A 22352-nucleotide genomic window follows, 5' to 3' on the forward strand; every position below is an offset into this window, starting at 1 on the left:
GGCGCTGGCGGAATTGACGCTTGGCTATGTCGAGCGCGGCGCGCTCGACAATGAGGTGATGCGATGCAGGTGACCGTCAACGGCTGTAAGCGCGAGGTGGCGGCCTCGCGGGTCGATGCGCTCCTGAGCGAGCTCGAATATGAGGGCACGCATTTCGCGATCGCGCTCAATTACGACGTGGTGCCGAAGAGCCGCTGGGCGGAGACGCAACTGAAGGCCGGCGACGAGATCGAGATCATCACGCCGCGGCAGGGAGGGTGACGATGGTGAGACCTGCCACTACGAATTCTGCCGTCATCCTGAGGTGCGAGCCGCCTGCGGCCCGCCTCGAAGGATGGCCGCGTGCGTTGCTGTCATCCTTCGAGGCGCGCAAGCGCGCGCACCTCAGGATGACGTTCCTCGCAAGTTGCCTCCAAGGAACTTGATGCAATGGTGACCTTCTACGGCAAGACCTTTTCCTCGCGTCTGCTGATCGGCAGTGCGCTCTATCCGTCGCCCGCGATCATGCAGAACGCGATCCGCGCGTCGGGTGCAGGCATCGTCACGGTGTCGCTGCGGCGGGAATCCGCCGGCGGCAAGACGGGCGATGCGTTCTGGAAGCTGATCCGCGAGCTCGGCGTCACCGTGCTGCCGAACACCGCCGGCTGCCGCAGCGTGCGCGAGGCCGTGACCACGGCCAAGCTCGCGCGCGAATTGTTCGCGACCTCCTGGATCAAGCTCGAGGTGATCGCCGACAACGACACGCTGCAGCCCGACGTGGTCGGCCTCGTCGAGGCCGCCGGCATTCTCGTCAAGGACGGTTTTGAGGTGTTCCCCTATTGCACCGAGGATCTCTCGGTGGCGACGCGGCTGGTCGACGCCGGCTGCAAGGTGGTGATGCCCTGGGCCGCGCCGATCGGCTCGGCGCGCGGCATCACCAACCGCGACGCGCTGAAATTGCTGCGCGAGCGGCTGCCCGACGTCACGCTGGTGGTCGACGCCGGCCTGGGGGCGCCCTCCCACGCCGCGCAGGCGCTCGAGCTCGGCTACGACGCCGTGCTGCTCAACACCGCGATCGCCAAGGCCGCCGATCCCGTCGCGATGGCAAAGGCGTTTCGATCAGGCGTCGAGGCCGGCCGCACCGCTTACGAGGCCGGGCTGATGGACGCCCGCGATTTCGCTTCCCCCTCCACCCCTGTCGTCGGGACACCGTTCTGGCATGCCGTATCCTGATCGCCACGCGTATCCTGATCCCTTCTACGCGGTCGTCGACAGCGTCGACTGGGTTGCGCGCCTCGCCAGGCTCGGCGTCGGCACCATCCAGTTGCGCGCGAAGGATCTCGACGACGCGCAAGCGCTGCAGATCGTCACCGACGCGCTCGCGGCGACGAAAGGCACGCCCGCAAGACTCGTGGTCAACGACTACTGGCGCGCGGCGATCGTCGCCGGCGCAAAGCATCTGCATCTCGGCCAGGAAGACCTCGTCGACGCCGACCTCAGGGCGATCCGCGACGCCGGGCTCACGCTCGGCATCTCCACCCATGACGACGACGAGCTTGCCACCGCGCTCGCCGCAAGCCCCGACTACGTCGCGCTCGGTCCGATCTTCTTCACCACGCTGAAATCGATGCGCTTCGCGCCGCAGGGCATTCCGAAGATCGCCGAATGGAAGAAGCGCATCGGAAACGTCCCGCTGGTCGCGATCGGCGGCATCAAGTTCGAGCACGCCGCCGACATCTTTGCCGCCGGCGCCGATTCCATTGCTGTCGTCTCCGACGTCACCCAGAACGCCGACCCCGACGCGCGGGTGCGGCAGTGGCTGGGCCTTCGCAGGGAGGCGGCGTGATGAATATTGCTCAGCCGTCATTGCGAGGAGCGAAGCGACGAAGCAATCCAGGCTGCTACCGCGAAACAACCCTGGATTGCCTCGCTTCGCTCGCAATGACGAAGAGGACTGCATCCGCGTCAATCCGGGCCACGCGGAGCGTGAAGGCGGAATCTCGCCGCCCGCACTCCGCCGTCATCTCGCGCAAAGAAAACGAACCCGAGTAAGGAGGACCCCATGAACATCCGATCCAACCCGGACAAGACCGTTCCCGCCGTCACCACCGGCCCGCTGCCCTCCTCGCGAAAAATCTTCGTGTCGCCCGACGCCGCGCCCGACATGAAGGTGCCACTGCGCGAGATCATCCTGAGTCAGGGCGCCGGCGAGCCGAACCTCCCCGTTTACGACACCTCCGGTCCCTACACCGACCCTGACGTCACCATCGACGTCAATGGTGGCCTGCGCCGCAACCGCAAGGCCTGGGTGCTGGAGCGCGGCGGCGTCGAGGAATATGAGGGACGCCAGATCAAGCCGGAGGACAACGGCAGCGTCTCGACCGAAAAGGCCGCGCGCGCCTTCTCCGCCTATCACAAGCCGCTGCGCGGCCTCGACGGCCACAAGGTGACGCAGCTCGAATTCGCCCGGGCCGGCATCATCACCAAGGAGATGATCTACGTCGCCGCGCGCGAGAACCTCGGCCGCAGGCAGCAGCTCGAGCGCGCGGAAGCCGCGCTCGCCGACGGCGAAAGCTTTGGCGCGTCCGTGCCCGCCTTCATCACGCCGGAATTCGTCCGCTCCGAGATTGCGCGGGGCCGCGCCATCATCCCGAGCAACATCAACCACTCGGAACTCGAGCCGATGATCATCGGCCGCAATTTTCTCACCAAGATCAACGCCAACATCGGCAACTCCGCCGTCACCTCCTCGGTCGAGGAGGAGGTCGACAAGATGGTGTGGGCGATCCGCTGGGGCGCCGATACCGTGATGGACCTCTCCACGGGCCGCAACATCCACACCACCCGCGAGTGGATTTTGCGCAACGCGCCGGTGCCGATCGGCACCGTGCCGATCTACCAGGCGCTGGAGAAGTGCGACGGCGATCCCGTGAAGCTGACCTGGGAGCTCTACAAGGACACGCTGATCGAGCAGTGCGAGCAGGGCGTCGACTACTTCACCATCCATGCCGGCGTGCGCCTGCCCTACATCCACCTCACCGCCAACCGCGTCACCGGCATCGTCTCGCGCGGCGGCTCGATCATGGCGAAATGGTGCCTGGCGCATCACAAGGAGAGCTTCCTCTACACGCATTTCGACGAGATCTGCGACCTCATGCGCAAGTACGACGTCTCGTTCTCGCTCGGCGACGGTCTGCGACCGGGCTCGATCGCCGACGCCAACGACCGCGCGCAGTTCGCCGAGCTGGAGACGCTGGGCGAGCTGACGAAGATCGCCTGGGACAAGGGCTGCCAGGTCATGATCGAGGGCCCCGGCCACGTACCGATGCACAAGATCAAGATCAACATGGACAAGCAGTTGAAGGAATGCGGCGAGGCGCCGTTCTATACGCTCGGGCCGCTGACGACCGACATCGCGCCGGGCTACGACCACATCACCTCTGGCATCGGCGCGGCCATGATCGGCTGGTTCGGCTGCGCCATGCTCTGCTACGTCACGCCGAAGGAACATCTCGGCCTGCCCGACCGCAACGACGTCAAGACCGGCGTCATCACCTACAAGATCGCGGCCCACGCCGCCGATCTCGCCAAGGGCCATCCGGCCGCGCAGCTTCGCGACGACGCGCTCTCGCGCGCCCGTTTCGAATTCCGCTGGGAGGACCAGTTCAACCTCGGCCTCGATCCCGAGACCGCGCGCAACTTCCACGACGAGACCCTGCCGAAGGAAGCCCACAAGGTCGCGCATTTCTGCTCGATGTGCGGCCCAAAGTTCTGCTCGATGAAGATCACCCAGGACGTCCGCGACTACGCCGCGACGCTGAACGACCCGGCCGCGGTCGGGATGTCGATGAGCGGCACGATCGAGGACGGGATGAAGCAGATGAGCGAGAAGTTCAAGGAGATGGGCTCGAGCGTGTACCTGGATGCGGAGAAGGTGAAGGAGAGCAACAGGGCGCTGTGAGGGCTTCCTCGTCCGCTCGTCGTGCCCGGGCTCGACCTCGGCATCCATCGAAAATCGAGCCGGGCGAAAGCCCGGCTTCAGACCGCTGACGAACCCCGTCGATTTTCGGCGGGGTTTTGTCTTTGAAGAGGTCCGATCGGTTGCGGCGCGCATCGCGGCACGGCCTGTCCGATCTCAGCCGCCCTCAAACAATGAGCGAGTGGTGCGCTTCGAGCATCGCCAGCGTACAGCTCGTCCCCATCAACTCGGCGACCGTCGCGGTGTCGCCGGAGAGCGTCGTGCATTGCAGCAGCGTGTTCCCGCCCACGGTCTCGGTGCTGAGGACATGGCCGAGGTCGCGGAAGCTGCCGTCCCAGTGCGTGGCCGCCAGAACATCGCGCAGGTCGAGCCGATCGCCGTTGCACAGGCTGAAATCGAAGATCTTGTCCATGCCCGACCCGGCCGGCGCGAACGCGAACGTATCCTGGCCGGCACCGCCGAAGATCGTGTTGAACGTGGTCGCTCCGCCGGCGTTCACCCAATTGTCGAAACCCGACAGGCAAATCAGGTCGTCGCCGCTGCCGGTCGTGACGACATTGCATCCCGCCCCGGTCAGGCTGACGGTGCAGCCGCCATCGCCGAGCGCAATCGTCGTGTGATCCACATTGAGCCCAAGAACGTGATCGGCGCCGTCGCCGGCAACCAGCGTGTTATAGGATCCGCCGATCACGAAACGGTCGTTGCCGTTGCCGGCGACGATGGTGGAAATGCCGGCCAGGGCCGTGATGCAGTCCGAGCCGTTGCCGACGACGACGGTATTGAAGCCGCCGACGAAACACGCGTTTGCACCCATGCCGCCGTGCAAGGCGACCGGATCGACGCCGTTGCCGTTCAGATTGCCGTTGTCGGCGCCGAAATTGCCGTTGCCGTTCCCGTTGCCCGCATCGTGTCCGGCGTTCAGATTGCCGTTATAATTGCCGTTGAGAACGCCGATATTGCCGTTGCCATTGCCGTTGCCGTCCGACGCATCGGCATTGCCAAGACCGTTGAAGTTGCCGTTGAACGCGCCAATGTTGCCGTTGCCGTTGTTGCGGCCGCCATTGTCGTTGCCGTTGAACACGCCGATGTTGTCGTTGCCGTCGCTGAGATCGCTGTTGCCCAGGCCATTGAAGGCGCCGATATTTCCCGTGCCCCCGTTGAAATAGCCGATATTGAGATGATTCCCCGCGCTCGCATGGATGCCATGGAGGTCGAGCGGCGAGGCGAAGCTGGCCGCGAAAAAATTCCCGTAGGTGATGTGCACGGCGCCGTCGTGAAAGACCGCCGATGCCCTCGCATGTCCGACATTCACGATATCATTGCCGTCTCCGAGAATGACCGTGTTGAACGCGCCCTGCAGGGTCACGTCATTGTCGCCATCGCCGAGAACGACGGTGGACAGGCCGCTGCCGCCATGAACCGAGACGTCGGTGGAGGCGCCCATGTCGCCGATGACGACGTTGCCGATCCCGTGCAGATCGAGAGATGCGCCCGCGGCGCCGAGATCGTCGAAAACGCCCGTCGGAGCATCCGGGTTGACCACGAAGGCAAACTGAAAATCGTGATGCCGCGCATGGCCGAAGACGAAACCAAAATCATCTTCCCCGTGATCGAACGAATGATGTTTCCCATGAGTGGAATTTGACCCGGATGGGGTCCGGAAATCGAAACAGCCTGCACGCACGGCCACTCTCCTTCACTACAGAATCAGCCTTCTCCCAATCAGAGACAGAAATGACTGACGTTCGGACCAAAGGAGGCGGGGACGATACTTCGTCACCGAAGCCTGCGGCCCGACGATGATTTACGAGGCAGATTATGAGGTGACGGTTGCAGCCGCCAATGTATCCCAAGATACGACAATGGCGCTGTCCAAACTGACGGCGGGAAATGTGGCCGGCCGTCGCGACGTCGATCAACGAGCGAAACCCGGATGGAGCGCAGAGACATCCGGGGCCACCGCGTCGAGGTCGGCTTCGGCTTGCGGACGGAGCAAAAGCCTAGCGGGCATGCTTGCGCGCTTTCAGGCGGTCACGACCGCGCGCCTTGACGCGCGCGATGAGTTCGCGCGGCTCTATCTCCTCGACAGGCCCGGAGTCGCGGCCCTCCTGAACAACGGCGCGCAGCGCCTCCAGCTTGACCTTGCGGCGTTCCTCCCGCTCTTCGACGAGCCGCAGACCTTCGCGCATCACCTCGCTCGCGGTCGCGTAGCGACCGGAGTCGACCAGGCTCCGGATGAACGTCTCGTAGTGCTTGCCGACCGTGTAGCTCGTCGCCATGAAATTCTCGGCTTAGCCCACAAGGTGCCACGGCCTGATCGGCATGACACCAGCTGGAACGAGGAGGTCGCTCTCACGCGAACGATTGCAGCGAGCGTAGAGGCTTCAAGCCTACCGCATCGTGATCGCAAGCCCGCTGAGGTCCGCATTCGCCATCAGCCCGACCTGCGTGCCGGTCAGCTCCAGCACCGCGCCCTTCTGGTTGGTGAGCACGATGGCGCGGGCGCCGCGGCCGACGGCGAGGCCCGCACCGGCGGCGCCATAGACGCCGGCGACGTCGGAGGGACGATTGATGTTGCTGACGCGGCCGTGCAGCACGGTCTTGGAGCCGCCGAACACGAGGCCGTAGTCGAGCCCGCCGGTCGAGAGTGCGTAAGAGCGGCCGTGGAAGTTGAGCACGCCCGAGCCGCCGGAGCCGCCGATGATCCAGCCCGCCTTGTAGATCGTGAGCGTCACGGTGCCGCTGTCGGCGAGCGCCGCGGACGAAGCGCCGGCAAAGGCGATCACGGCAACGAGCGCGGCGCGGCAAACGGATGCGATCTTCATGGGCGTCTCCGGGGATGTCTTTCGGGATATCGAATCAGAACGGTGCCAATCTACCCGATGGAAGACGGCGGCAACATGTCGAGGTGAGAGCGAGCCGTCGCGCTGAACGCGCTCCGTGGCGCCTTCGGACGCGCAACCGCCATGATACCATTATGCCCCTGATTTGCCCGACGCGTCAAGTCATATTCGGTGTATCCGAATTCATTCGGAGGACGGCGATCCCACTGTGCATGGGGTTGAACCTCGGATTTTTGACGGCGGGACCCCCCGCGCCAGTCTTGCACCCGCTTTTTCCGATGGTGGCCGGAGGCGGGGCAGCGGCTGCCGTTGCAAGTGGCCGGGTTGGGACTAGGCTAAGGCGCTCCTGTCCCGTCATCCAAGGTGCCCCATGCCGATCCAGCATTTCGCTCCGCCGCCGCACGTCAAGGCGCCGCCGCTGTCCTTCGCCACCCGTGTCGGCGATCTCCTCTTCATCTCCGGCATTCCCGGCTTCGACGCCGGCGGCGTGCTGCCGGACGGCTTTGACGCGCAGTTCGGCAACGTCGTCATCAACATCAACCGCGTGCTGGGCGAGGCCGGCGCGAGCCTGCGCCATCTCGTCAAGGTCAACGTGCTGTTGACCCGTACCTCCGACGTCGCCGCGATGAACGCGATGTATGCCGGCGCGTTCGGCCCGCCGCCCTATCCGGCGCGCACCACCTGCGTGGTGCAGGCGCTGCCCGATCCGAAGATGCTGATCGAGATCGAGGCAGTGGCGGCGCTGAAAGGATAGCTCCGCTTCGAACGCGGCGACGGATTCCGCGCACTTCCCGCAAGAGGCTTTGAACCTGTTGCGCCGGCGGAACTACTCACACTTTGTCCGGGGCGCCCCCGCGCGCGCCCCGCGCCACGCCTCCCCGACATTGGCGGGAGGAGCATCACGTCCGTTCATTTGAGGGAGCTCTTGAGATGCGTCGTCTTTCCGTGCTGTGCGCCGCGGCCGGTGTTGCGGTTGCCGCCTTCGTCGCGACGAGCCCGGCCGAGGCCGGCTATCACCTGATCCGCTGGCAGGACACCGGCCTGTGCCAGATCTGGGACGAGACCATTCCGACCCAGCCCTGGCCCGCCGGCTCCCACCGCGTCAGCCCGACGGTCGCGACCTTCCTCGACGCCCTGGCGCTGAAGGACCACGCGCTGAAGGCCGGCCACTGCAAGTGGTAAGATAAGTTCGATCGGCGGATATGTGGATCGGGCGAGGGCGCAAAGCCTTCGCCCGATCGCGCTTCCGACGCCTCACGCGTCCTTGTGCGCGCCGGGATGCATCAGGATGTCGCGCGCGGCGGCGAGATCGAGGAAGGCCTGTTCGCTGCCGCCGTGATCGGGGTGCATGTCGCGCGCGGCGCGGCGATAGGCCTGGTGGATGTCGTCGCAGGTGAGCTGCACGGCCAGCGGCAGGCCGAGCGTCTTGCGGGCGCGCTCTTCGCTCGACAGCTTCTTCGGCAGCGCGCGGCGGCGCCCGAAGCGCGGCGCGGTCAGGCCATGCACGACGTCCAGGATCACGGCGAGGCGACGGCGCGCCGCTTCGGCGATGCCGGCCTCGTCGTCAAGCGAAGCCTGGCGCAGGATCGGGGCCGCCTGCTCGGCGGCATGGCGCAGCGTCGCATCGCTGCTGCCGCGCGCGATCTCGGCCGCGATTCGGCCCGCCTCGTCCCAATCGACGTCGGGCGCCGACCGCAGCCGCTCCAGGGCCTGTCTCCAGGATTCAATCCGCTCCATCATGCGTGCCACACCTAGCAGGAGCGAAGAGTATGCCAAGCGCGCGGTTTCCGGCCCCTTAATTTCCGGTTAGCCTTTCCTGAAACTTCGAGGCTAATCCGGGAGGAAATTTCATGGCATTGCTCGCAAACCACATCGCCGTCGTCACCGGCGCGGGTTCCGGCATCGGCCGGGCGATCGCGTCGGGCTATGCCCGCGAAGGCGCACAGGTGGTGCTGACCGACGTCAACGCGGACACCGTGGCGGCCGCAGCGCAAGAGATCCGCGCCGCCGGCGGCAAGGCCGAAAGCTTTGCGCTCGACGTCACGCGGCGCGAGGATTGTCTCGCGCTTGCAAGACAGGTGGCGGAGAAGGTCGGCCAGGTCTCGATCCTCGTCAACAATGCCGGCATCACCCGCCGCAACGCGTTCACGGCGGATGCGGAGACGGTCGCGAAGGACTGGCAGGACATCCTCGCCATCAACCTCGACGGCATCTTCAATGTCACGCAGGCCTTCCTCGCCCCTCTGCGCGCGCGCCGCGGGCGCATCGTCAACATCGGCTCGATCCAGTCCTTCGTACATCTGCGCACGCCGAGCTCGGTGGCCTACACCACGTCCAAGCACGGCGTGCTCGGCTTCACCAAGGCGCTCGCCGCCGAGCTCGGCAAGGACGGCGTGCGCGTCAACGCGATCGGCCCGGGCTTCATCGAGACCAACATCAACGCGCAGGTCCGCGCCGGCAATCCGGCGCTGGTGCAGGCGTTTCTCGATCACACCCCGCTCGGCCGCACCGGAAAACCCGAGGACATCGTGGGTCCGGCGATCTTCCTGGCGTCCGATCTGTCGGCCTACGTGACCGGCTCGATCGTGATGGCGGACGGCGGCTACCGGACGGTGTGATCGGTTCCATCGCGGCGGCTTTGCGGCGATGGCGAGGTCAATTGGTGCGGCGGCGAAGACTTAACCTCCCGTTAACCTTCTCCGCCCACCGTCCCTCGCGCTGGGGTCGTTGGTTCTCGATCCGCTTCCAGCGTCGGAAGCGGGCGTTGATCGGGAGGTGTCGTTGATGACCGTCGTTCACCCCGCTGCGTCAGGTGCCGCCGCGCAGTCCCTTGCTCCCCACCAGATCGTTCCGCTCCTGATCGGCGCGACCGTCGACGAGGTCGAGCGCGAGCTCGTGCTGCAGACCCTCGCCCGCTGCGACGGCAACCGCACCCGCGCCGCGCGCGTGCTCGGCCTGTCGGTGCGCACGCTGCGCAACAAGATCCGAGTCTACGCGGCTGACGGCATCGACGTCCCCGCCCCTCACGAATAGAGCCTGACGTCGCGCAGGGCCGTCAATCGGCCGGCGAGGCGGGGGATGAACCGGACGGCGCGCGGCGAGAGCGGCGCAGCCGGTCCTTGACCCATGCGCCCGTCATGATCGACAGCGACATGATCGCAATCCAGGCCGCGGTCAGCTCGATCGCGCGCAAGGCAAGCGCCGTCAGCGCGGCCCGTGACGGCTGGGCCTCGTTCGCAAAGACGATCGGCAGGATGTCGGGAAAGAGAAGACGCTCCGCGGCAAACGCGATGGCGAACAGCACGGCGGACAGCCAGAACACCTTCCATCCCGCGCCCATCGGCTGCTCCGCTCTGAGGCTTTTCGCGCCCGTCGCTTAGTGACATGGGCGACAACACCGCCGTTTGACGTTGATCAAGCCGGACGACGACGCCGCGCGCAATGGCTGCCGTCACCAAACGCTGCTATTGAAGACGATCTCGAGCGGGAGCGGCAACGTGGCAGGCGCGCGCACCCTATCGGGCCGAGCCGTCGTCGCTGCGCGGCAGCATGCCCATGCGCTCGAACTGCCAGCGCATGGCGCGATACCAGACGTAGCCGACCGCCGCGCCGCACATCGCCAGGATGACGAGGCTGACGCTGCTGAAGGAGCCGCTCCACCACATCATCCAGGCGGTCCACAGCACCGTGAAGATGATGGCGCCGGCTTTCAGCGGCAGAAGGGGGCGGCTCATGGTCGTGCTCTGCGGTCTCAAGAATCCGGCGGACAGCATCGCGCGCACTGCCGTCCTCCACCGTGAGCCAGGTCACTGAGCCCCGTCGTCAGCCGAAGCGAAGCCGCGAGCGCTCCCTCGCCTTCTCCGCTTCCACGGTGCGGTCGCGCGCGGGTGCGTGGGTGTGCAACGAGGTCAACAGCCGCCGCGCGGCATCGGACACTTCGGCAACCGCGCGCTCGAAGGCCGCTTCATTGGCCTGCGACGGCTTGTTGAAACCGGAGAGCTTTCTGACGAATTGCACGGCGCTGGCGTGGATCTCATCGTCCGTCGCCGGCGGCTCGAAATTGAAGAGCGTCTTGATGTTGCGGCACATGCGTCTCTCCTCGTCGGCCGGTCACGGAAAGCCATCTCGTCTCAGGACGATCGTCGATACGAAAATCCTACATCGTAGGAGGCGCTCTGTCATACGCGGCCACGCCACGGCGGTCTGGCCAATATTCCGCCTGCGCGGCGCACAATTCTATGCCGACCAGGTCCGGCAATTGCTGCAGACCGCACCGCAGCGCACGATGTGAACCGTTGGCCGAGAACGTCCTGATCGGTTAGTCTGGCGGGCGAACTCTTGTCGGAGACCGACCGTGACCGATCTTGCAGCCTGCGACCTTGCCGCGATCTATCCGAAGCCGAGCCCGCGCGTGATCGCGAAGGCGCGGCCCGGGATCGATGCCCATGCGCGAAAATTCATCGAGATGTCGCCGTTCTGCGTGCTGGCGACGTCGGGCACCGACGGCAGCGTCGATGCCTCGCCGCGCGGCGGCAATCCCGGCTTCGTCCACGTCGCCGGCCCCGACCGGCTCCTGATGCCCGATCGGTCCGGCAACAACCGGATCGACAGTTTCAGAAATATCGTCGAGGGATCGGGCTTCGTGCACCTGCTGTTCTTCGTACCCGGCATCGACGAGACGCTGCGCGTCGGCGGCCGCGGCACGCTGACGACCGATGCGGACCTGCTCGCCGCGATGGTGGAATTCGGCAAGCCGCCGCGCGCGGTGCTGAGCGTCACGGTGGCCGAGGTCTATTTCCACTGCGGCAAGGCGTTGATGCGCTCGAAGCTGTGGTCGCCCGAGGTGAAGGTGCAGCGTTCGGTGATGCCGAGCGTCAGCACGGTGATCCACGACCAGACCGGGCTGGGTGAGCCGGAAAGCCAGAAGTCCGTGGAGGCGCGCTACAGGACACAGCTGTAGCTGAATTTCGGGAGCGCCCTCAGGGCGCCCCGCGATGACGGGACGATGGGGCCCGGCGGAGCGATCCGGCTAATGCCCCTCGCTCTCCAGCCCGCCGACGTGCTTCTGGGTGTAGAGCTCGAGACCGATACGGCCGATCAGGTCGAGCTGGGTTTCGAGGAAGTCGATGTGATGTTCCTCGTCGCTCATCAGCTTCTCGAACAGGTCGCGCGTGACGTAGTCCTTCACGCCGTGACAATAGGTGGCGGCCTCCTGATAGAGCGCACGCGCGCTGATCTCGGCGGCGAGATCGCACTCGATGATCTCCTTGACGTTCTGGCCGATGCGCAGGGGATCGAGCACCTGCATGTTCGGAAAACCGTCGAAGAAGATGATGCGGTCGGTGAGCTTGTCGGCGTGCTCCATCTCCTCGATGGATTCCTTGCGCCAGACCTTGGCCATCTCGAGGAGGCCCCAATTGTTCAGGAAGCGGTAGTGCAGCCAGTACTGATTGATCGCGGTGAGCTCGTGACGCAGCGCCTTGTTGAGATATTCGATGACCTTGGCGTCGCCCTGCATGATGCACTCCGATAGCTTGAGGCCGCGGCGGCCTGTCTTGGAACGCTTCTAGGTAAGATTTGAAATTGGCGCAACCCTCGCTGCTGCGAGCGATCGACGCACATCGCGCGTGCGGGGTTCAGCAGGCCGCGAGCGCGAAATCGGCGGGCTCGGCATCTTCGTTGGCCGCAACCTGACTGTGCTGGCAGCCGGCACTGCAGGCCCGTGCACAAGGGCCAAGCGCGTCGTCGATGATGGTCTTGATGGTGCGCGCGCAGCGGCCGCATTCAGCGCTGCAGCCGAGACAACCATAGACTTGCTTGGCGTAGCGCACGGCATCGCTGGACTCGGCGACGGCGGCCCGGACATCGTGGTCGCTGAGGACGTTGCAGGAACAGACGATCATGGAAAGAGGCAGGCCCTTCGGTGATGCACAACCATCGATATTTAAGGGCTCAGGCGGATGCAAAAGGAAAAACCGCGGTTTGAAGCTATTCCAAACTGATCCCGGATCGAGACTAGAACGGGCCTGAGGATCCGGTTTGCGTTGGATCAATCGGACAAGTGCCGCCGGCTCAGTCGCCGCCGCCACCGCCATCGCTCCCCCGCCGATTTGTCGCCTTCGACGCCGCCGTTCATTGATCATTCAAGCGAAGTGTGGAACTGAGTTCCCTGGAATTCCATCCGGACCTGCTTTTGCATCGAAAGGTCAATACCATGAAGAAGTCGCTCCTGGCCCTCGCTGCCGTCGCCACCCTGGCAGTATCGGCCGTCGCACCGGCGCCGGCCCATGCGCAGCGCGGCGTTGCCGCGGGCGTCGCCGCCGGGATCATTGGCGGCGCCATCGTCGGGGGCGCCTTGGCCTCCCCGTATTACTATGGGCCCGGTCCGGGCTATTATTACGGCCCCGGCTACTACCCGCCCCGCTACTATGGCCCCGGCTATGTCGCCGACGACTATTACGGCGGCTGCGTCTGGCAGAAGCAGCGCTTCTGGGACGGCTATGCCTGGCGGGTGCGCCGCGTCCGGGTCTGCGGCTAGGCCGCATTCACCCCCATTCTGCCGAAACGACCGGTTCGTGCGGGAACCTTTCGGACTGAGGCCTGAAAAAGACCGCTTTTTCCGGTCAGGGGTCAGTGCGCGTTTACCTCGGATTGACCATTTGCGCGCTTCCTAGCGGGTGGCCAATCCAGCTGAGTGTGCGTGAACCTCAATCCCGGGCGCTCGCAGTGGCGCCTTCTCCCAGGAGAGCCAAGAGCATGAAGAAGACTTTTGTTGCCGTCCTCACGGTTGCGACGGTCGCCGGTTCACTGATGACCGCGACGCCGCCCGCAAGAGCCCATGATGGCGTCGGCGCCGGCCTCGCGGCCGGCCTGATCGGCGGTGCGATCGTCGGCGGCGCCATCGCGGCCAGCCGCCCGGCCTATGGCGGCCCGGTCTACGTCGCCGAACCCGCCCCGCCGCCCCCGCCCTGCTACTGGCAACGCCAGCGCTATTGGGACGGCTATGGCTGGGTCGTCCGGCCGGTCCGTGTCTGCTACTGAGTTGATCGACCCGGCGCTCCAAGCGCCGCGATCTCTGGCCCGGCCGACACAATCGGCCGGGCTTTTTCTTTGCCGCTTTCTGGCCGCCGATCAGCGCGCCGCCTGGATCGACCGCAGCACCTCCTCGCTCGGCCAGCAGTCGACCTTCAGCCCGGCCGACTTCTGATAGGCGCCGAGCGCCGAGCGCGTCAGCATGCCGGCCTTGCCGTCGATCTTGTCCTTGTAGAGCCCGATGCGGGTCAACCCGCGCTGCATCGCCTCCACGTCCCTGGTGCGCAACTGCTTCGAGGCCGCCCAGGGCGTGGCGAACGGCAGCGGGCTCGTCATGCGGTCGCTGAGATGGCCGACGAACAGCACGTAGAGGTCGGAGAAATTGTATTCCTTGATGACGAAGTAGTTCTTCGTGGTCAGGAACGACGGACCGTAGATGCCCTCGGGCTGCAAGAGCGACGCCGGTTGCGCCTGCTCGCTCGCGCTCAGCCGCTCGCCCCGCACCGGCACGAAGCCGTCGCGCAGCCACTGGCCGATCGGCTTCGTCACCTCGGGCACGCCGGTCGTGCAATCGACCTTGGCCGGCGCCTTGACCTCGTAGGCCCAGCGCACGCCGCTTTGCCAACCCTTGTTGACGAGCTGCTGCGCGGCGGAGGCCAGCGCATCCGGCACCGAGTGCCAGATATCGATGCGCCCGTCGCCGTCGAAATCGACGCCGTGCTTGTAATATTCCGACGGCAGAAACTGCGTGAGTCCGGTCGCGCCGGCCCAGGACGAACGCATGTCCTTGCGCGTGACCGCCCCCTCGCCGAGAATCTTCAGCGCCAGGATGAATTCGTTGCGGTACTGGTCCTTGCGCCGGCCGACATAGGCCTGCGTCGCCAGCACGCGCACGAGATCATAGGGCAGCGTGTAGCGACCGTAATCGGTCTCGCGGCCCCAGATCGCCAGCATGACGGTGGCAGGAACGCCCGACCGCTTCTCGATCTCGGCGAGTTGCGGACGATATTTCTGCAGCAGTCTCTGCCCCTCGCCCGCAAGCCGCGCGATCGAGGTTTCCCTGATGTAGTCGGCCGGCACCTGCACGAACTCGGCCTGCGATGGCGCGCCAGTGGCCGGCCGTCCGGGCAGGATCAGGTCCGGCAGCTTGTAGTCAGGCTCGAGCCCGCGCGTCTGCCGATCGAACGTCGCGCGCGACACGCCCGCGGCCTGCGCCTCCGGCCAGAGCGAGGCGACGAACTGGGTGAAGGCGGCGTCGGCGGCACGCGCGGGAAGCGATGCAAGCGACATGGCGACCATCGCCGCGACGAACGCCAGCCGATGCATCCACCTACCTCGTCAGCTTCTTGTACTTCAGCCGGTGCGGGATGATGCTGTCCTGGCCGAGCCGGCGCATCTTGTCCTTCTCGTAGTCCTGGAAATTGCCCTCGAACCATTCGACATGGCTGTCGCCTTCGAAGGCCAGCATGTGGGTGGCGATGCGGTCGAGGAACCAGCGGTCGTGGCTGATGATGACGGCACAGCCGGCAAAATCCTCCAGCGCCTCTTCCAGCGCGCGCAGCGTGTCGACGTCGAGGTCGTTGGTCGGCTCGTCGAGCAGCAGCACGTTGGCGCCCGACTTCAGCATCTTGGCGAGATGCACGCGGTTGCGCTCGCCGCCCGAGAGCGCGCCGACCTTCTTCTGCTGATCGGCGCCCTTGAAGTTGAAGGCGGAGCAATAGCCGCGCGAGTTCACTTCCTTCTTGCCGAGCAGGATCAATTCGTTGCCACCGGAGATTTCCTCCCACACGGTCTTGCCGCCTTCGAGGGCGTCGCGCGACTGGTCGACATAGCCGAGCCGCACCGATTCACCGATGGTGATCGTGCCCGAGTCTGGCTTCTCCTGCCCGGTGATCATGCGGAACAGCGTGGTCTTGCCGGCGCCGTTCGGGCCGATCACGCCGACGATGCCGCCGGGCGGCAGCTTGAAGGTCAGATTGTCGATCAGCAGGCGATCGCCGAACGATTTCGTCAGGCCCTCGAAATCGATGACGTTCTGGCCGAGCCGCTCCGCGACGGGAATGATGATCTGCGCGGTCTGGGTCTGCTTCTCGCCCGCCTTCTTGAGCAGCTCCTCATAACGCTGGTAGCGTGCCTTCGACTTGGCCTGGCGCGCCTTCGGCGAGGCCGCGATCCATTCCTGCTCGCGCGCCAGCGTGCGCTGATGGGCGGCCTCCTCGCGGCCTTCCTGCTCGAGCCGCTTCTGCTTCTGCACCAGCCAGGACGAGTAGTTGCCCTCGTAGGGAATGCCGCGGCCGCGGTCGAGCTCCAGGATCCAGCCCGTGACGTTGTCGAGGAAGTAGCGATCGTGGGTGACGATCAGGATCGCGCCCGGATATTGCCGCAGATGGCCTTCGAGCCAGTTCACCGACTCGGCGTCGAGATGGTTGGTCGGTTCGTCCAGCAGCAACAGCTCGGGCTGGTCGAGCAGCAGCTTGCACAGCGCGACGCGGCGGCGCTCGCCGCCCGAGAGCTTTGTCACATCGGCGTCGTCGGGCGGGCAGCGCAGCGCGTCCATCGCCTGATCGACCTTGCTGTCGAGATCCCAGAGGCCCTGGGCCTCGATCTCGTCCTGCAGCTTCGTCATCTCCTCGGCGGTCTCGTCCGAGTAGTTGACGGCGAGCTCGTTGTAGCGGTCCAGGATCGCCTTCTGCTTGGCGACGCCCTGCATGACGTTCTCGCGCACCGTCAGCTTGGCATCGAGCTGCGGTTCCTGCTCGAGATAGCCGACGCGGGCGCCCTCGGCGACCCAGGCCTCGCCGGTATAGTCCTTGTCGAGGCCGGCCATGATCTTGAGCAGGGTCGACTTGCCGGCACCGTTGACGCCGAGCACGCCGATCTTGGCGTCCGGGTAGAAGCTTAGGTGGATGTTATCGAGCACTTTGCGGGTCGGGTAGCTCTTGGTCAGGCCCTGCATGAAGTAGACGAACTGGCGCGCCATCGGTCCCCTAAAACCTTCGATTTGAGGAAATTTGCTTGCCGCCGATGTAGCGATCCCGCCCCCAAAGGGCAACGTTTTCCGTCCGTTCACCACGGATGAATACGGAACGGACACCATCCGAACGGCCGATCCGGACAATTGAAACCATCTTTTAATAAATCAGGCCAAAGCTCGCCACGGCGCTGAAAAAGCGCCACCCGCGGCAGGACGCGGTGGGAAAAACAGCGGGGCCGCATCATGGCTATGATCGACACGACCTCCATCGCCGCGCCGGCAGCAGCCGGGCGTGACGGCCAGCGCGGGCTCGTCGCAGAGCTCAGGACGTTCTGGGGTCGGTTCTTCGCCACGGCCTTCAACCCCTACCGGCCCGAACTGCACTACATGCGCGGCCCCGGACCCGCCTGGCGCGCCAAGCACGGCATGGACGCCCCGTTCCGGCTGAAGCCCCGCGACCTCTAAGGCCGCCTCTCCCCCGCCAAATTGTTGAAGGCCGCGGCCGCTTGCGCCCGCCGCCGATTGCGCGCAACCATGACGCGGTTCCGAATGGCGGCCTGACCGTCACCCCTCGCCATGGATGGATGCTTGCAAAGATGACGCGGCTGCGCTGTGCAATTCTCGACGATTATTTCAACATCGCCCTCAACGTGGCCGACTGGCCCAGGCTCGCCGACCGCATCGACGTGGCCGTGTTCGAGGAGCCGTTCGCGTCGGAGCAGGCCGCAGCCGAAGCGCTCAAGGATTTCGAGATCGTCTGCGCCATGCGCGAGCGCACCGCGTTCCCGTCCAGCCTGTTTTCGGCGCTGCCCAGGCTGAAGCTGCTGCTCACCTCCGGCATGCGCAACGCCGCGATCGACCTGGAAGCGGCCAAGGCGCGCAACGTCGCCGTCTGCGGCACGCAATATTCGCGCGATCCGACCGCGGCGCTGACCATGGGCCTGATCCTGGAACTGACCCGCGGCATCGGCCGCGAGAATGCGCGGATGCATGCGGGCGAGCCCTGGCAGAGCTTTGCCGGCATCGAGATCGAGGGCCGCACGCTGGGGGTAATCGGGCTCGGCAAGCTCGGCAGCAAGGTCGCGGGCATCGCCAAGACGTTCGGCATGAACGTGATCGCCTGGAGCCCGAACCTGACGCCGGAGAAATGCAAGGAGGCCGGCGTCGGCTACGCCAGCAAGGAGGAACTGTTCGCCAAGGCCGACATCGTCACCATCCATGTCGTGCTCAGCCAGCGCTCGCGCGGCCTGGTTGGCGCGGCCGACCTCGCGCGGATGAAGCCGTCGGCCTATCTGGTCAACACCGCGCGCGGACCGATCGTCGACGAGCAGGCGCTGCTGGAGGTCCTGCGGCAGAAGAAGATCGCGGGCGCCGGCATCGACGTGTTCTCGGTCGAGCCGCTGCCTTCAGATCATCCGTTCCGCAAGCTCGACAATCTCGTGCTGACACCGCATCTCGGCTACGCGACCGAGGACGGGCTGCGCACCCACTATGGCCAGATGATCGATGCGATCGACGCCTGGACCAAAGGCCATGAGCCGCCGCGCCGACTGGCGTGACGTCGCCTCGCGACCGAAATGAAAAGGGCGTGCCAGCGGCACGCCCTTTTCACGATCGGATTTGCGATCGAAATTGACCCGCGCGCTCAGCGCACGGTGACCGGCGCCGGCAACGGCGGCACCACGGTCGGCTGCGTACCGGACGCAGGCCCGCTCGAAGCCTGAGCCGCCACCGGAGCCTGGGCGGCCACGGCAGCCGGACCCGCAGAGGGAACCGGCTGGGCAGACGCGGTCGCCGTTCCCGGCGGCGGGCCGCCGGGCAGCACGACGACGCGGGTGCCGACCTTGACGCGGTCGAACAGGTCGGAGACGTCCTCGTTCAGCATGCCGATGCAGCCTGAGGACACGAACTTGCCGATGGTCGAAGGCTGGTTGGTGCCGTGGATGCGGTAGACGGTCGAGCCGAGATACATCGCGCGCGCGCCCAGCGGGTTGCCGGGACCGCCCGCCATGAAGCGCGGCAGATAGGGCTGGCGCTCGATCATTTCCGCCGGCGGGTGCCAATCCGGCCATTCCGCCTTGCGGGTGATCTTCTGCACGCCGGTCCAGGTAAAGCCGTCGCGGCCGACGCGCACGCCATAGCGGATCGCCCGGCCGTTGCCGAGCACGTAGTAGAGATAGGTGTTGGGGGTATCGACGACGAGCGTGCCGGCCGGCTCCTTGGTCGCGAACGCAACCTCCTGGCGGCGCAGGTTCGGCGGCAGTTGCACCGGCGCGGCGTCGGGCTGCTCCTCGGGCGGGAGGGCCGCAATCGCCAGCGGCTTGCCGTCGGGGCCGACAGCCGGCTGCTGTTGCGGCTGGACCGTGCCGGTCGCGACCGGGCCGCCGACCGCTTCCGGCGGACGCAGGCCGTCATTGGCACCCTGCGGGGCTGCCGGGCGGTCGGCATAGATCACCGGCGGCGGACCGGCGGGACGGCCGTAACGCGGATCGTCGGGCGACATCACCGGGCCCTGCGGCGCGGCCGAATAGACCGGCGGCGCGCCTGCGGGGCGCCCGTAACGGGGATCATCCGGCGACATCACCGGGCCCTGGGGCGCGGTGGAATAGACCTGGCTTCCTCCCGGGCCGGGCGGCGGCAACGCAGCCTGCGGCGGCGCGTCGTCATCCTCCAGCGCATCGAAATCCGGCGTACGATCGCCGGGACGATATTCGGCCGGGGCGCTCTGCTGATAGGGCGTCGAATAGGACGGGGCCTGCTGCACCTGATAGCTCTGTTGCGCCTGCACGAGCGAGGTTCCCGCCGCGACAGCCGTCGCGGCAGCACAAATCGTCAGAAAGTGTTTGATCATCATCGCTCTTTTATAGTCCCCAGCCCCGACCGGATCGTTAACGGCACATGACCGAAGATAGCGGCGCATTCAAGACAAATCAGGCTTATTTGCGCCCGATTCGACCCTTTGTGATCGCGCGCGCCGGCGTTGCTCCGGCGCATCACGGCGCGAAAATCGTATCGTTCCGTCGATCGCGGGATGCCGCGCCCCGATTTTTGCGGAAGCCGCACGAGAACGTTGCGGTATTCTCGAATCAGCCTGATTCGCCCTCGCATTGACCTCGTTTCGCACGGCGAGCGCGGCAGCCAGTACCCTCATCGCGTTTCCGATTGCCTCAAGGGCCTTGGGCAGCACCCTGCCAAGGCGGAAATTTGCCCTTCGATGCTTCCCGGCTTTCGCTTCCTGTTTGCCGCGACCCTGCTGTCAGTCTCGATCCTGGTGTTCGGCTTGGGCGCGACCGCGCTGCTGCGGTCCACGCACGAGCAGTTCGTCAGCAATCCGTCCTGGCGGACCGGTCCCCAGGAGCAGGTCTTTGCGCAACTCTCCGAGCCGGTCGAGCCCGTACTCGCCGTCCTGCGTGCCGAGCCGGCGCCACCGGCCGAGCCCGCTTCCGTTCTGCGGGACGACATTCCGACCATCGCGCTGCCGGTCAGCAGCGTGGAGCAGGCGACCGCGCTGCCGCCGGAACCGGCGGCTCGGACCGACACGCCCGCCGCCGAACCCACGCCGACCGAGCCGCCCGCCAGCGCGCTGACCGCGCAGGATCTGGCCATCGTCGCGGCCGCGGACTCGCCGGCGCCGGCCGCTCTCCCGGCATCTCAGCCCGAGACGATCGCTCCATCAGCATCGCCGGACGGGCCACAGCAGGCTTCAGCCGCGCCGGCAGCACCTGAGCCCGCGAGCACCCCCACGAAAGTCGCCGCCCTAGGCGAGCCGGCGACCGCGAGCAGCGAGCCGGCGACCGGCGTCAAGGCGACGAGCGAAGAGCCCGAGAAGGCCACCAAGCGGCGCGCATATCGGGCAAAGAAGAAGCGCCGCGTCGTGCGTCGGCCGCCGCCACCGGTCCAGCCAAGCTTCGATCTGTTCGCGACGCAGCCGACCGTCGCAACGGCGACGACCACCCGCACGCGCTGAACTCAGTCTCAGGCAAGACGGCTCAGGCAGGTCCGGTCGCGATCGCCGGGCCGCCGGCCTGTCCCCATTCCGACCAGGAGCCGTCATAGAGCGCGGTGTCGGTCACCCCCAGCCGGTAGAGCGCGAGCGTCAGCACGCCGGCCGAGACGCCGGAACCGCAGCTCGTCACGATCGGCGCGTCGAGCTTGACACCGGCGCCGGCAAAGGCCCGGCGGAGTTCATCGAGCGGCTTCATCGTACCGGTCGCGGCATCGAACAGGATGTTGTAGGGCAGGTTCCGGCTGCCGGGGATATGGCCGGAGCGGATGCCCGGCCGCGGCTCCGGCGCGCGGCCCTCGAAGCGCTCGGCTGCGCGGGCGTCGATCACCTGCTCGGCACGGCTCGCGACATTGGCGATCATCTGCTCGATGCTGCGCACGCGCTTGGCGTCATAGCTCGCCTCGAAGCGCGCAGGCTTCGCCGTGACCTCGCCGCTCTCGACCTTGCGGCCCTCGGCGCGCCACTTCTTCAGCCCGCCGTTGAGAATGCGGACGTTGCGGTGGCCGTAGGAGAGGAACATCCACCACGCCCGCGGCGCAGCGACCCAGCCGCCGGCATCGTAGAGGACGACGGTGTCGGCATTGCCGATGCCGAGATGGCCGACGTCGCGGCCGAACTGCCCGGCGCTCGGAAACATGTGCGGCAGCGGATTGGAGTGATCCGACACCGCATCGACGTCGAAGAACACCGCGCCCGGAAGATGCGCCGCGAGATAGTCGTCCTTCGGCAGCGGCAGCACGCCCGGCAGCTTGAAGCTGGCGTCAACGACCCTGACGTCGGCGTCATTGATGTGTGCGGCGAGCCATTCGGTCGAGACGAGGGGGTCGGCGGTGGCGGTCATGGTTGCGTGTCTCTCCATCGTCATTGCCGGGCTTGCCGCCATCGCTGCAGCTTCGGCGGCCTGGCACCATCGTGGGTCCGGCGTAGCCCAGCGGAGCCGGGACCCGGCAATCCATCCTTCTTGAAATGATGGACGCGCGGGTCAGGCCCGCGTGTGACAAGTTCACCCCTTCTTCTTCGGCTCCCACTTCTCGACGGGGCCGCCGGCGTCGCGCCAGGCGGCGAAGCCGCCGGCCACGTGGGCAACCGGCTTCAGGCCCATGTCCTGCGCGGTCTTGGCGGCGAGCGCGGAGCGCAGGCCGCCGGCGCAGTAGAACACGAACTTCTTGTCTTCCTGGAAGATCGGTTTCGCATACGGGCTTTGCGGATCGATCCAGAATTCCAGCATGCCGCGCGTGCAGGAGAACGAGCCCGGGATCTTGCCTTCGCGCTCGAGTTCGCGCGGATCGCGGATGTCGACGATCACCGCCTCACCGCGCGCCACCGCCGCCTTGGCGTCGGCGACGTTCATTGTCTCGATTTCCTTGTTGGCGTCGTCGAGCAGCGTCTTGATACCGCGGGTGATCGTCTGCGCCATTATGTTGTTTCCTTCCTTTTGTCCCGGACGCGGTGCAGCGCCCTTGCGCTGCTCCGCAGAGCCGGGACCGCCATGAACATCGTCTTTTGAACGGCCCCGGATCAGCTGCGCACCGCTTCGCG

28 protein-coding genes are annotated in these 22352 nt (G+C 66.2%); 14 read left to right on the forward strand and 14 right to left on the reverse strand.

Going from position 1 to position 22352, the window contains the following annotated elements:
• The first annotated feature begins 63 nt into the window (after positions 1-63).
• The 4 genes from thiS (at position 64) to thiC (ending at position 3940) form a co-directional block, all read left to right on the forward strand.
• Entirely contained in the window at positions 64-261 is a 198-nt protein-coding gene (gene thiS, locus KGM94_RS10950) for a sulfur carrier protein ThiS (protein WP_300258246.1), read from the forward strand.
• Positions 262-429: 168 nt separating this feature from the next.
• A complete protein-coding gene (locus KGM94_RS10955; RefSeq protein WP_300258249.1) occupies positions 430-1212 on the forward strand; it encodes a thiazole synthase in 783 nt (260 codons plus the stop codon).
• Positions 1199-1825, forward strand: coding sequence for a thiamine phosphate synthase (locus KGM94_RS10960; protein WP_300258253.1), 627 nt, complete (start codon positions 1199-1201; stop codon positions 1823-1825). Before KGM94_RS10955 ends, KGM94_RS10960 begins: the two co-directional genes overlap by 14 nt.
• Positions 1826-2041: 216 nt before the next feature.
• On the forward strand, positions 2042-3940 hold the full coding sequence (thiC, locus tag KGM94_RS10965; protein WP_300258256.1) for a phosphomethylpyrimidine synthase ThiC: 1899 nt from the start codon (positions 2042-2044) through the stop codon (positions 3938-3940).
• A gap of 184 nt (positions 3941-4124) precedes the next feature.
• Here the strand turns inward: thiC and KGM94_RS10970 are convergent, their stop codons facing one another.
• The 3 genes from KGM94_RS10970 to KGM94_RS10980 all read right to left on the reverse strand — a co-directional run bounded on the left by KGM94_RS10970 (position 4125) and on the right by KGM94_RS10980 (position 6783).
• A complete protein-coding gene (locus KGM94_RS10970) occupies positions 4125-5642 on the reverse strand; it encodes a type I secretion C-terminal target domain-containing protein (protein WP_300258260.1) in 1518 nt (505 codons plus the stop codon).
• A gap of 316 nt (positions 5643-5958) precedes the next feature.
• On the reverse strand, positions 5959-6237 hold the full coding sequence (locus KGM94_RS10975; protein ID WP_300258262.1) for a type II toxin-antitoxin system ParD family antitoxin: 279 nt from the start codon (positions 6235-6237) through the stop codon (positions 5959-5961).
• Between the two features lie 111 nt (positions 6238-6348).
• Positions 6349-6783: a hypothetical protein gene (locus KGM94_RS10980; RefSeq protein ID WP_300258265.1), complete on the reverse strand. Its 435-nt coding sequence runs from the start codon at positions 6781-6783 to the stop codon at positions 6349-6351.
• Between the two features lie 388 nt (positions 6784-7171).
• Here KGM94_RS10980 and KGM94_RS10985 point away from each other — a divergent pair, with 388 nt between their 5' ends.
• On the forward strand, positions 7172-7555 hold the full coding sequence (locus tag KGM94_RS10985; RefSeq protein ID WP_300258268.1) for a RidA family protein: 384 nt from the start codon (positions 7172-7174) through the stop codon (positions 7553-7555).
• A gap of 176 nt (positions 7556-7731) precedes the next feature.
• Positions 7732-7983 carry a hypothetical protein gene (locus KGM94_RS10990; protein WP_300258271.1) on the forward strand — a complete coding sequence of 84 codons (252 nt, stop codon included), beginning with the start codon at positions 7732-7734 and terminating at the stop codon, positions 7981-7983.
• Between the two features lie 72 nt (positions 7984-8055).
• Here the strand turns inward: KGM94_RS10990 and KGM94_RS10995 are convergent, their stop codons facing one another.
• A complete protein-coding gene (locus tag KGM94_RS10995; protein ID WP_300258274.1) occupies positions 8056-8541 on the reverse strand; it encodes a J domain-containing protein in 486 nt (161 codons plus the stop codon).
• A gap of 110 nt (positions 8542-8651) precedes the next feature.
• On the opposite strand from KGM94_RS10995, the gene KGM94_RS11000 reads away from it, so the two are divergent.
• Positions 8652-9419, forward strand: coding sequence for an SDR family oxidoreductase (locus KGM94_RS11000; protein ID WP_300258277.1), 768 nt, complete (start codon positions 8652-8654; stop codon positions 9417-9419).
• Between the two features lie 166 nt (positions 9420-9585).
• Positions 9586-9834 (forward strand): helix-turn-helix domain-containing protein, encoded by a 249-nt coding sequence (locus KGM94_RS11005; RefSeq protein WP_300258280.1) that lies wholly within the window; start codon positions 9586-9588, stop codon positions 9832-9834.
• A gap of 22 nt (positions 9835-9856) precedes the next feature.
• Here KGM94_RS11005 and KGM94_RS11010 read toward each other — a convergent pair whose 3' ends face one another.
• The 3 genes from KGM94_RS11010 to KGM94_RS11020 all read right to left on the reverse strand — a co-directional run bounded on the left by KGM94_RS11010 (position 9857) and on the right by KGM94_RS11020 (position 10890).
• The gene (locus KGM94_RS11010) at positions 9857-10105 is read right to left on the reverse strand and encodes a hypothetical protein (protein ID WP_300258283.1); all 249 of its coding nucleotides are present in this window, start codon (positions 10103-10105) and stop codon (positions 9857-9859) included.
• 211 nt (positions 10106-10316) lie between these two features.
• The gene (locus tag KGM94_RS11015) at positions 10317-10535 is read right to left on the reverse strand and encodes a hypothetical protein (protein ID WP_300258287.1); all 219 of its coding nucleotides are present in this window, start codon (positions 10533-10535) and stop codon (positions 10317-10319) included.
• 88 nt (positions 10536-10623) lie between these two features.
• Positions 10624-10890 (reverse strand): DUF2277 domain-containing protein, encoded by a 267-nt coding sequence (locus tag KGM94_RS11020; protein ID WP_300258290.1) that lies wholly within the window; start codon positions 10888-10890, stop codon positions 10624-10626.
• Positions 10891-11155: 265 nt separating this feature from the next.
• Between KGM94_RS11020 and KGM94_RS11025 the strand changes: the two genes are divergently transcribed.
• Positions 11156-11761 (forward strand): pyridoxamine 5'-phosphate oxidase family protein, encoded by a 606-nt coding sequence (locus KGM94_RS11025; protein WP_300258293.1) that lies wholly within the window; start codon positions 11156-11158, stop codon positions 11759-11761.
• 69 nt (positions 11762-11830) lie between these two features.
• Here KGM94_RS11025 and bfr read toward each other — a convergent pair whose 3' ends face one another.
• Entirely contained in the window at positions 11831-12319 is a 489-nt protein-coding gene (bfr, locus tag KGM94_RS11030; RefSeq protein ID WP_300258296.1) for a bacterioferritin, read from the reverse strand.
• A gap of 118 nt (positions 12320-12437) precedes the next feature.
• On the reverse strand, positions 12438-12704 hold the full coding sequence (locus KGM94_RS11035; RefSeq protein WP_300258330.1) for a (2Fe-2S)-binding protein: 267 nt from the start codon (positions 12702-12704) through the stop codon (positions 12438-12440).
• Between the two features lie 311 nt (positions 12705-13015).
• On the opposite strand from KGM94_RS11035, the gene KGM94_RS11040 reads away from it, so the two are divergent.
• Together KGM94_RS11040 and KGM94_RS11045 are read left to right on the forward strand one after the other, a co-directional pair.
• Complete coding sequence (locus tag KGM94_RS11040; RefSeq protein WP_300258299.1) at positions 13016-13339, forward strand: hypothetical protein; 324 nt, start codon at positions 13016-13018, stop codon at positions 13337-13339.
• 218 nt (positions 13340-13557) lie between these two features.
• Positions 13558-13842 carry a hypothetical protein gene (locus KGM94_RS11045; protein WP_300258301.1) on the forward strand — a complete coding sequence of 95 codons (285 nt, stop codon included), beginning with the start codon at positions 13558-13560 and terminating at the stop codon, positions 13840-13842.
• 90 nt (positions 13843-13932) lie between these two features.
• On the opposite strand, the gene KGM94_RS11050 is transcribed toward KGM94_RS11045, so the two are convergent.
• Both KGM94_RS11050 and ettA read right to left on the reverse strand, forming a co-directional pair.
• Complete coding sequence (locus KGM94_RS11050) at positions 13933-15159, reverse strand: lytic murein transglycosylase (protein WP_300258305.1); 1227 nt, start codon at positions 15157-15159, stop codon at positions 13933-13935.
• Positions 15160-15163: 4 nt separating this feature from the next.
• Positions 15164-16813: an energy-dependent translational throttle protein EttA gene (ettA, locus tag KGM94_RS11055; protein WP_300258308.1), complete on the reverse strand. Its 1650-nt coding sequence runs from the start codon at positions 16811-16813 to the stop codon at positions 15164-15166.
• A gap of 237 nt (positions 16814-17050) precedes the next feature.
• Here ettA and KGM94_RS11060 point away from each other — a divergent pair, with 237 nt between their 5' ends.
• Together KGM94_RS11060 and KGM94_RS11065 are read left to right on the forward strand one after the other, a co-directional pair.
• A complete protein-coding gene (locus tag KGM94_RS11060) occupies positions 17051-17272 on the forward strand; it encodes a hypothetical protein (protein ID WP_300258311.1) in 222 nt (73 codons plus the stop codon).
• 131 nt (positions 17273-17403) lie between these two features.
• Positions 17404-18366 carry a D-2-hydroxyacid dehydrogenase family protein gene (locus KGM94_RS11065; RefSeq protein ID WP_300258314.1) on the forward strand — a complete coding sequence of 321 codons (963 nt, stop codon included), beginning with the start codon at positions 17404-17406 and terminating at the stop codon, positions 18364-18366.
• A gap of 86 nt (positions 18367-18452) precedes the next feature.
• Here KGM94_RS11065 and KGM94_RS11070 read toward each other — a convergent pair whose 3' ends face one another.
• On the reverse strand, positions 18453-19661 hold the full coding sequence (locus KGM94_RS11070) for a L,D-transpeptidase family protein (protein ID WP_300258317.1): 1209 nt from the start codon (positions 19659-19661) through the stop codon (positions 18453-18455).
• Positions 19662-19838: 177 nt separating this feature from the next.
• Between KGM94_RS11070 and KGM94_RS11075 the strand changes: the two genes are divergently transcribed.
• Positions 19839-20774 (forward strand): hypothetical protein, encoded by a 936-nt coding sequence (locus KGM94_RS11075; RefSeq protein ID WP_300258320.1) that lies wholly within the window; start codon positions 19839-19841, stop codon positions 20772-20774.
• A 22-nt stretch (positions 20775-20796) separates the two neighbouring features.
• Here the strand turns inward: KGM94_RS11075 and sseA are convergent, their stop codons facing one another.
• Complete coding sequence (gene sseA / locus KGM94_RS11080) at positions 20797-21654, reverse strand: 3-mercaptopyruvate sulfurtransferase (protein WP_300258323.1); 858 nt, start codon at positions 21652-21654, stop codon at positions 20797-20799.
• Positions 21655-21816: 162 nt separating this feature from the next.
• The gene (locus tag KGM94_RS11085; protein ID WP_300258327.1) at positions 21817-22230 is read right to left on the reverse strand and encodes a rhodanese-like domain-containing protein; all 414 of its coding nucleotides are present in this window, start codon (positions 22228-22230) and stop codon (positions 21817-21819) included.
• Between the last annotated feature and the right edge of the window lie 122 nt (positions 22231-22352).

This window comes from Bradyrhizobium sp., assembly GCF_028868675.1.
In the GTDB taxonomy this organism is placed as follows: Bacteria; Pseudomonadota; Alphaproteobacteria; order Rhizobiales; family Xanthobacteraceae; genus Bradyrhizobium.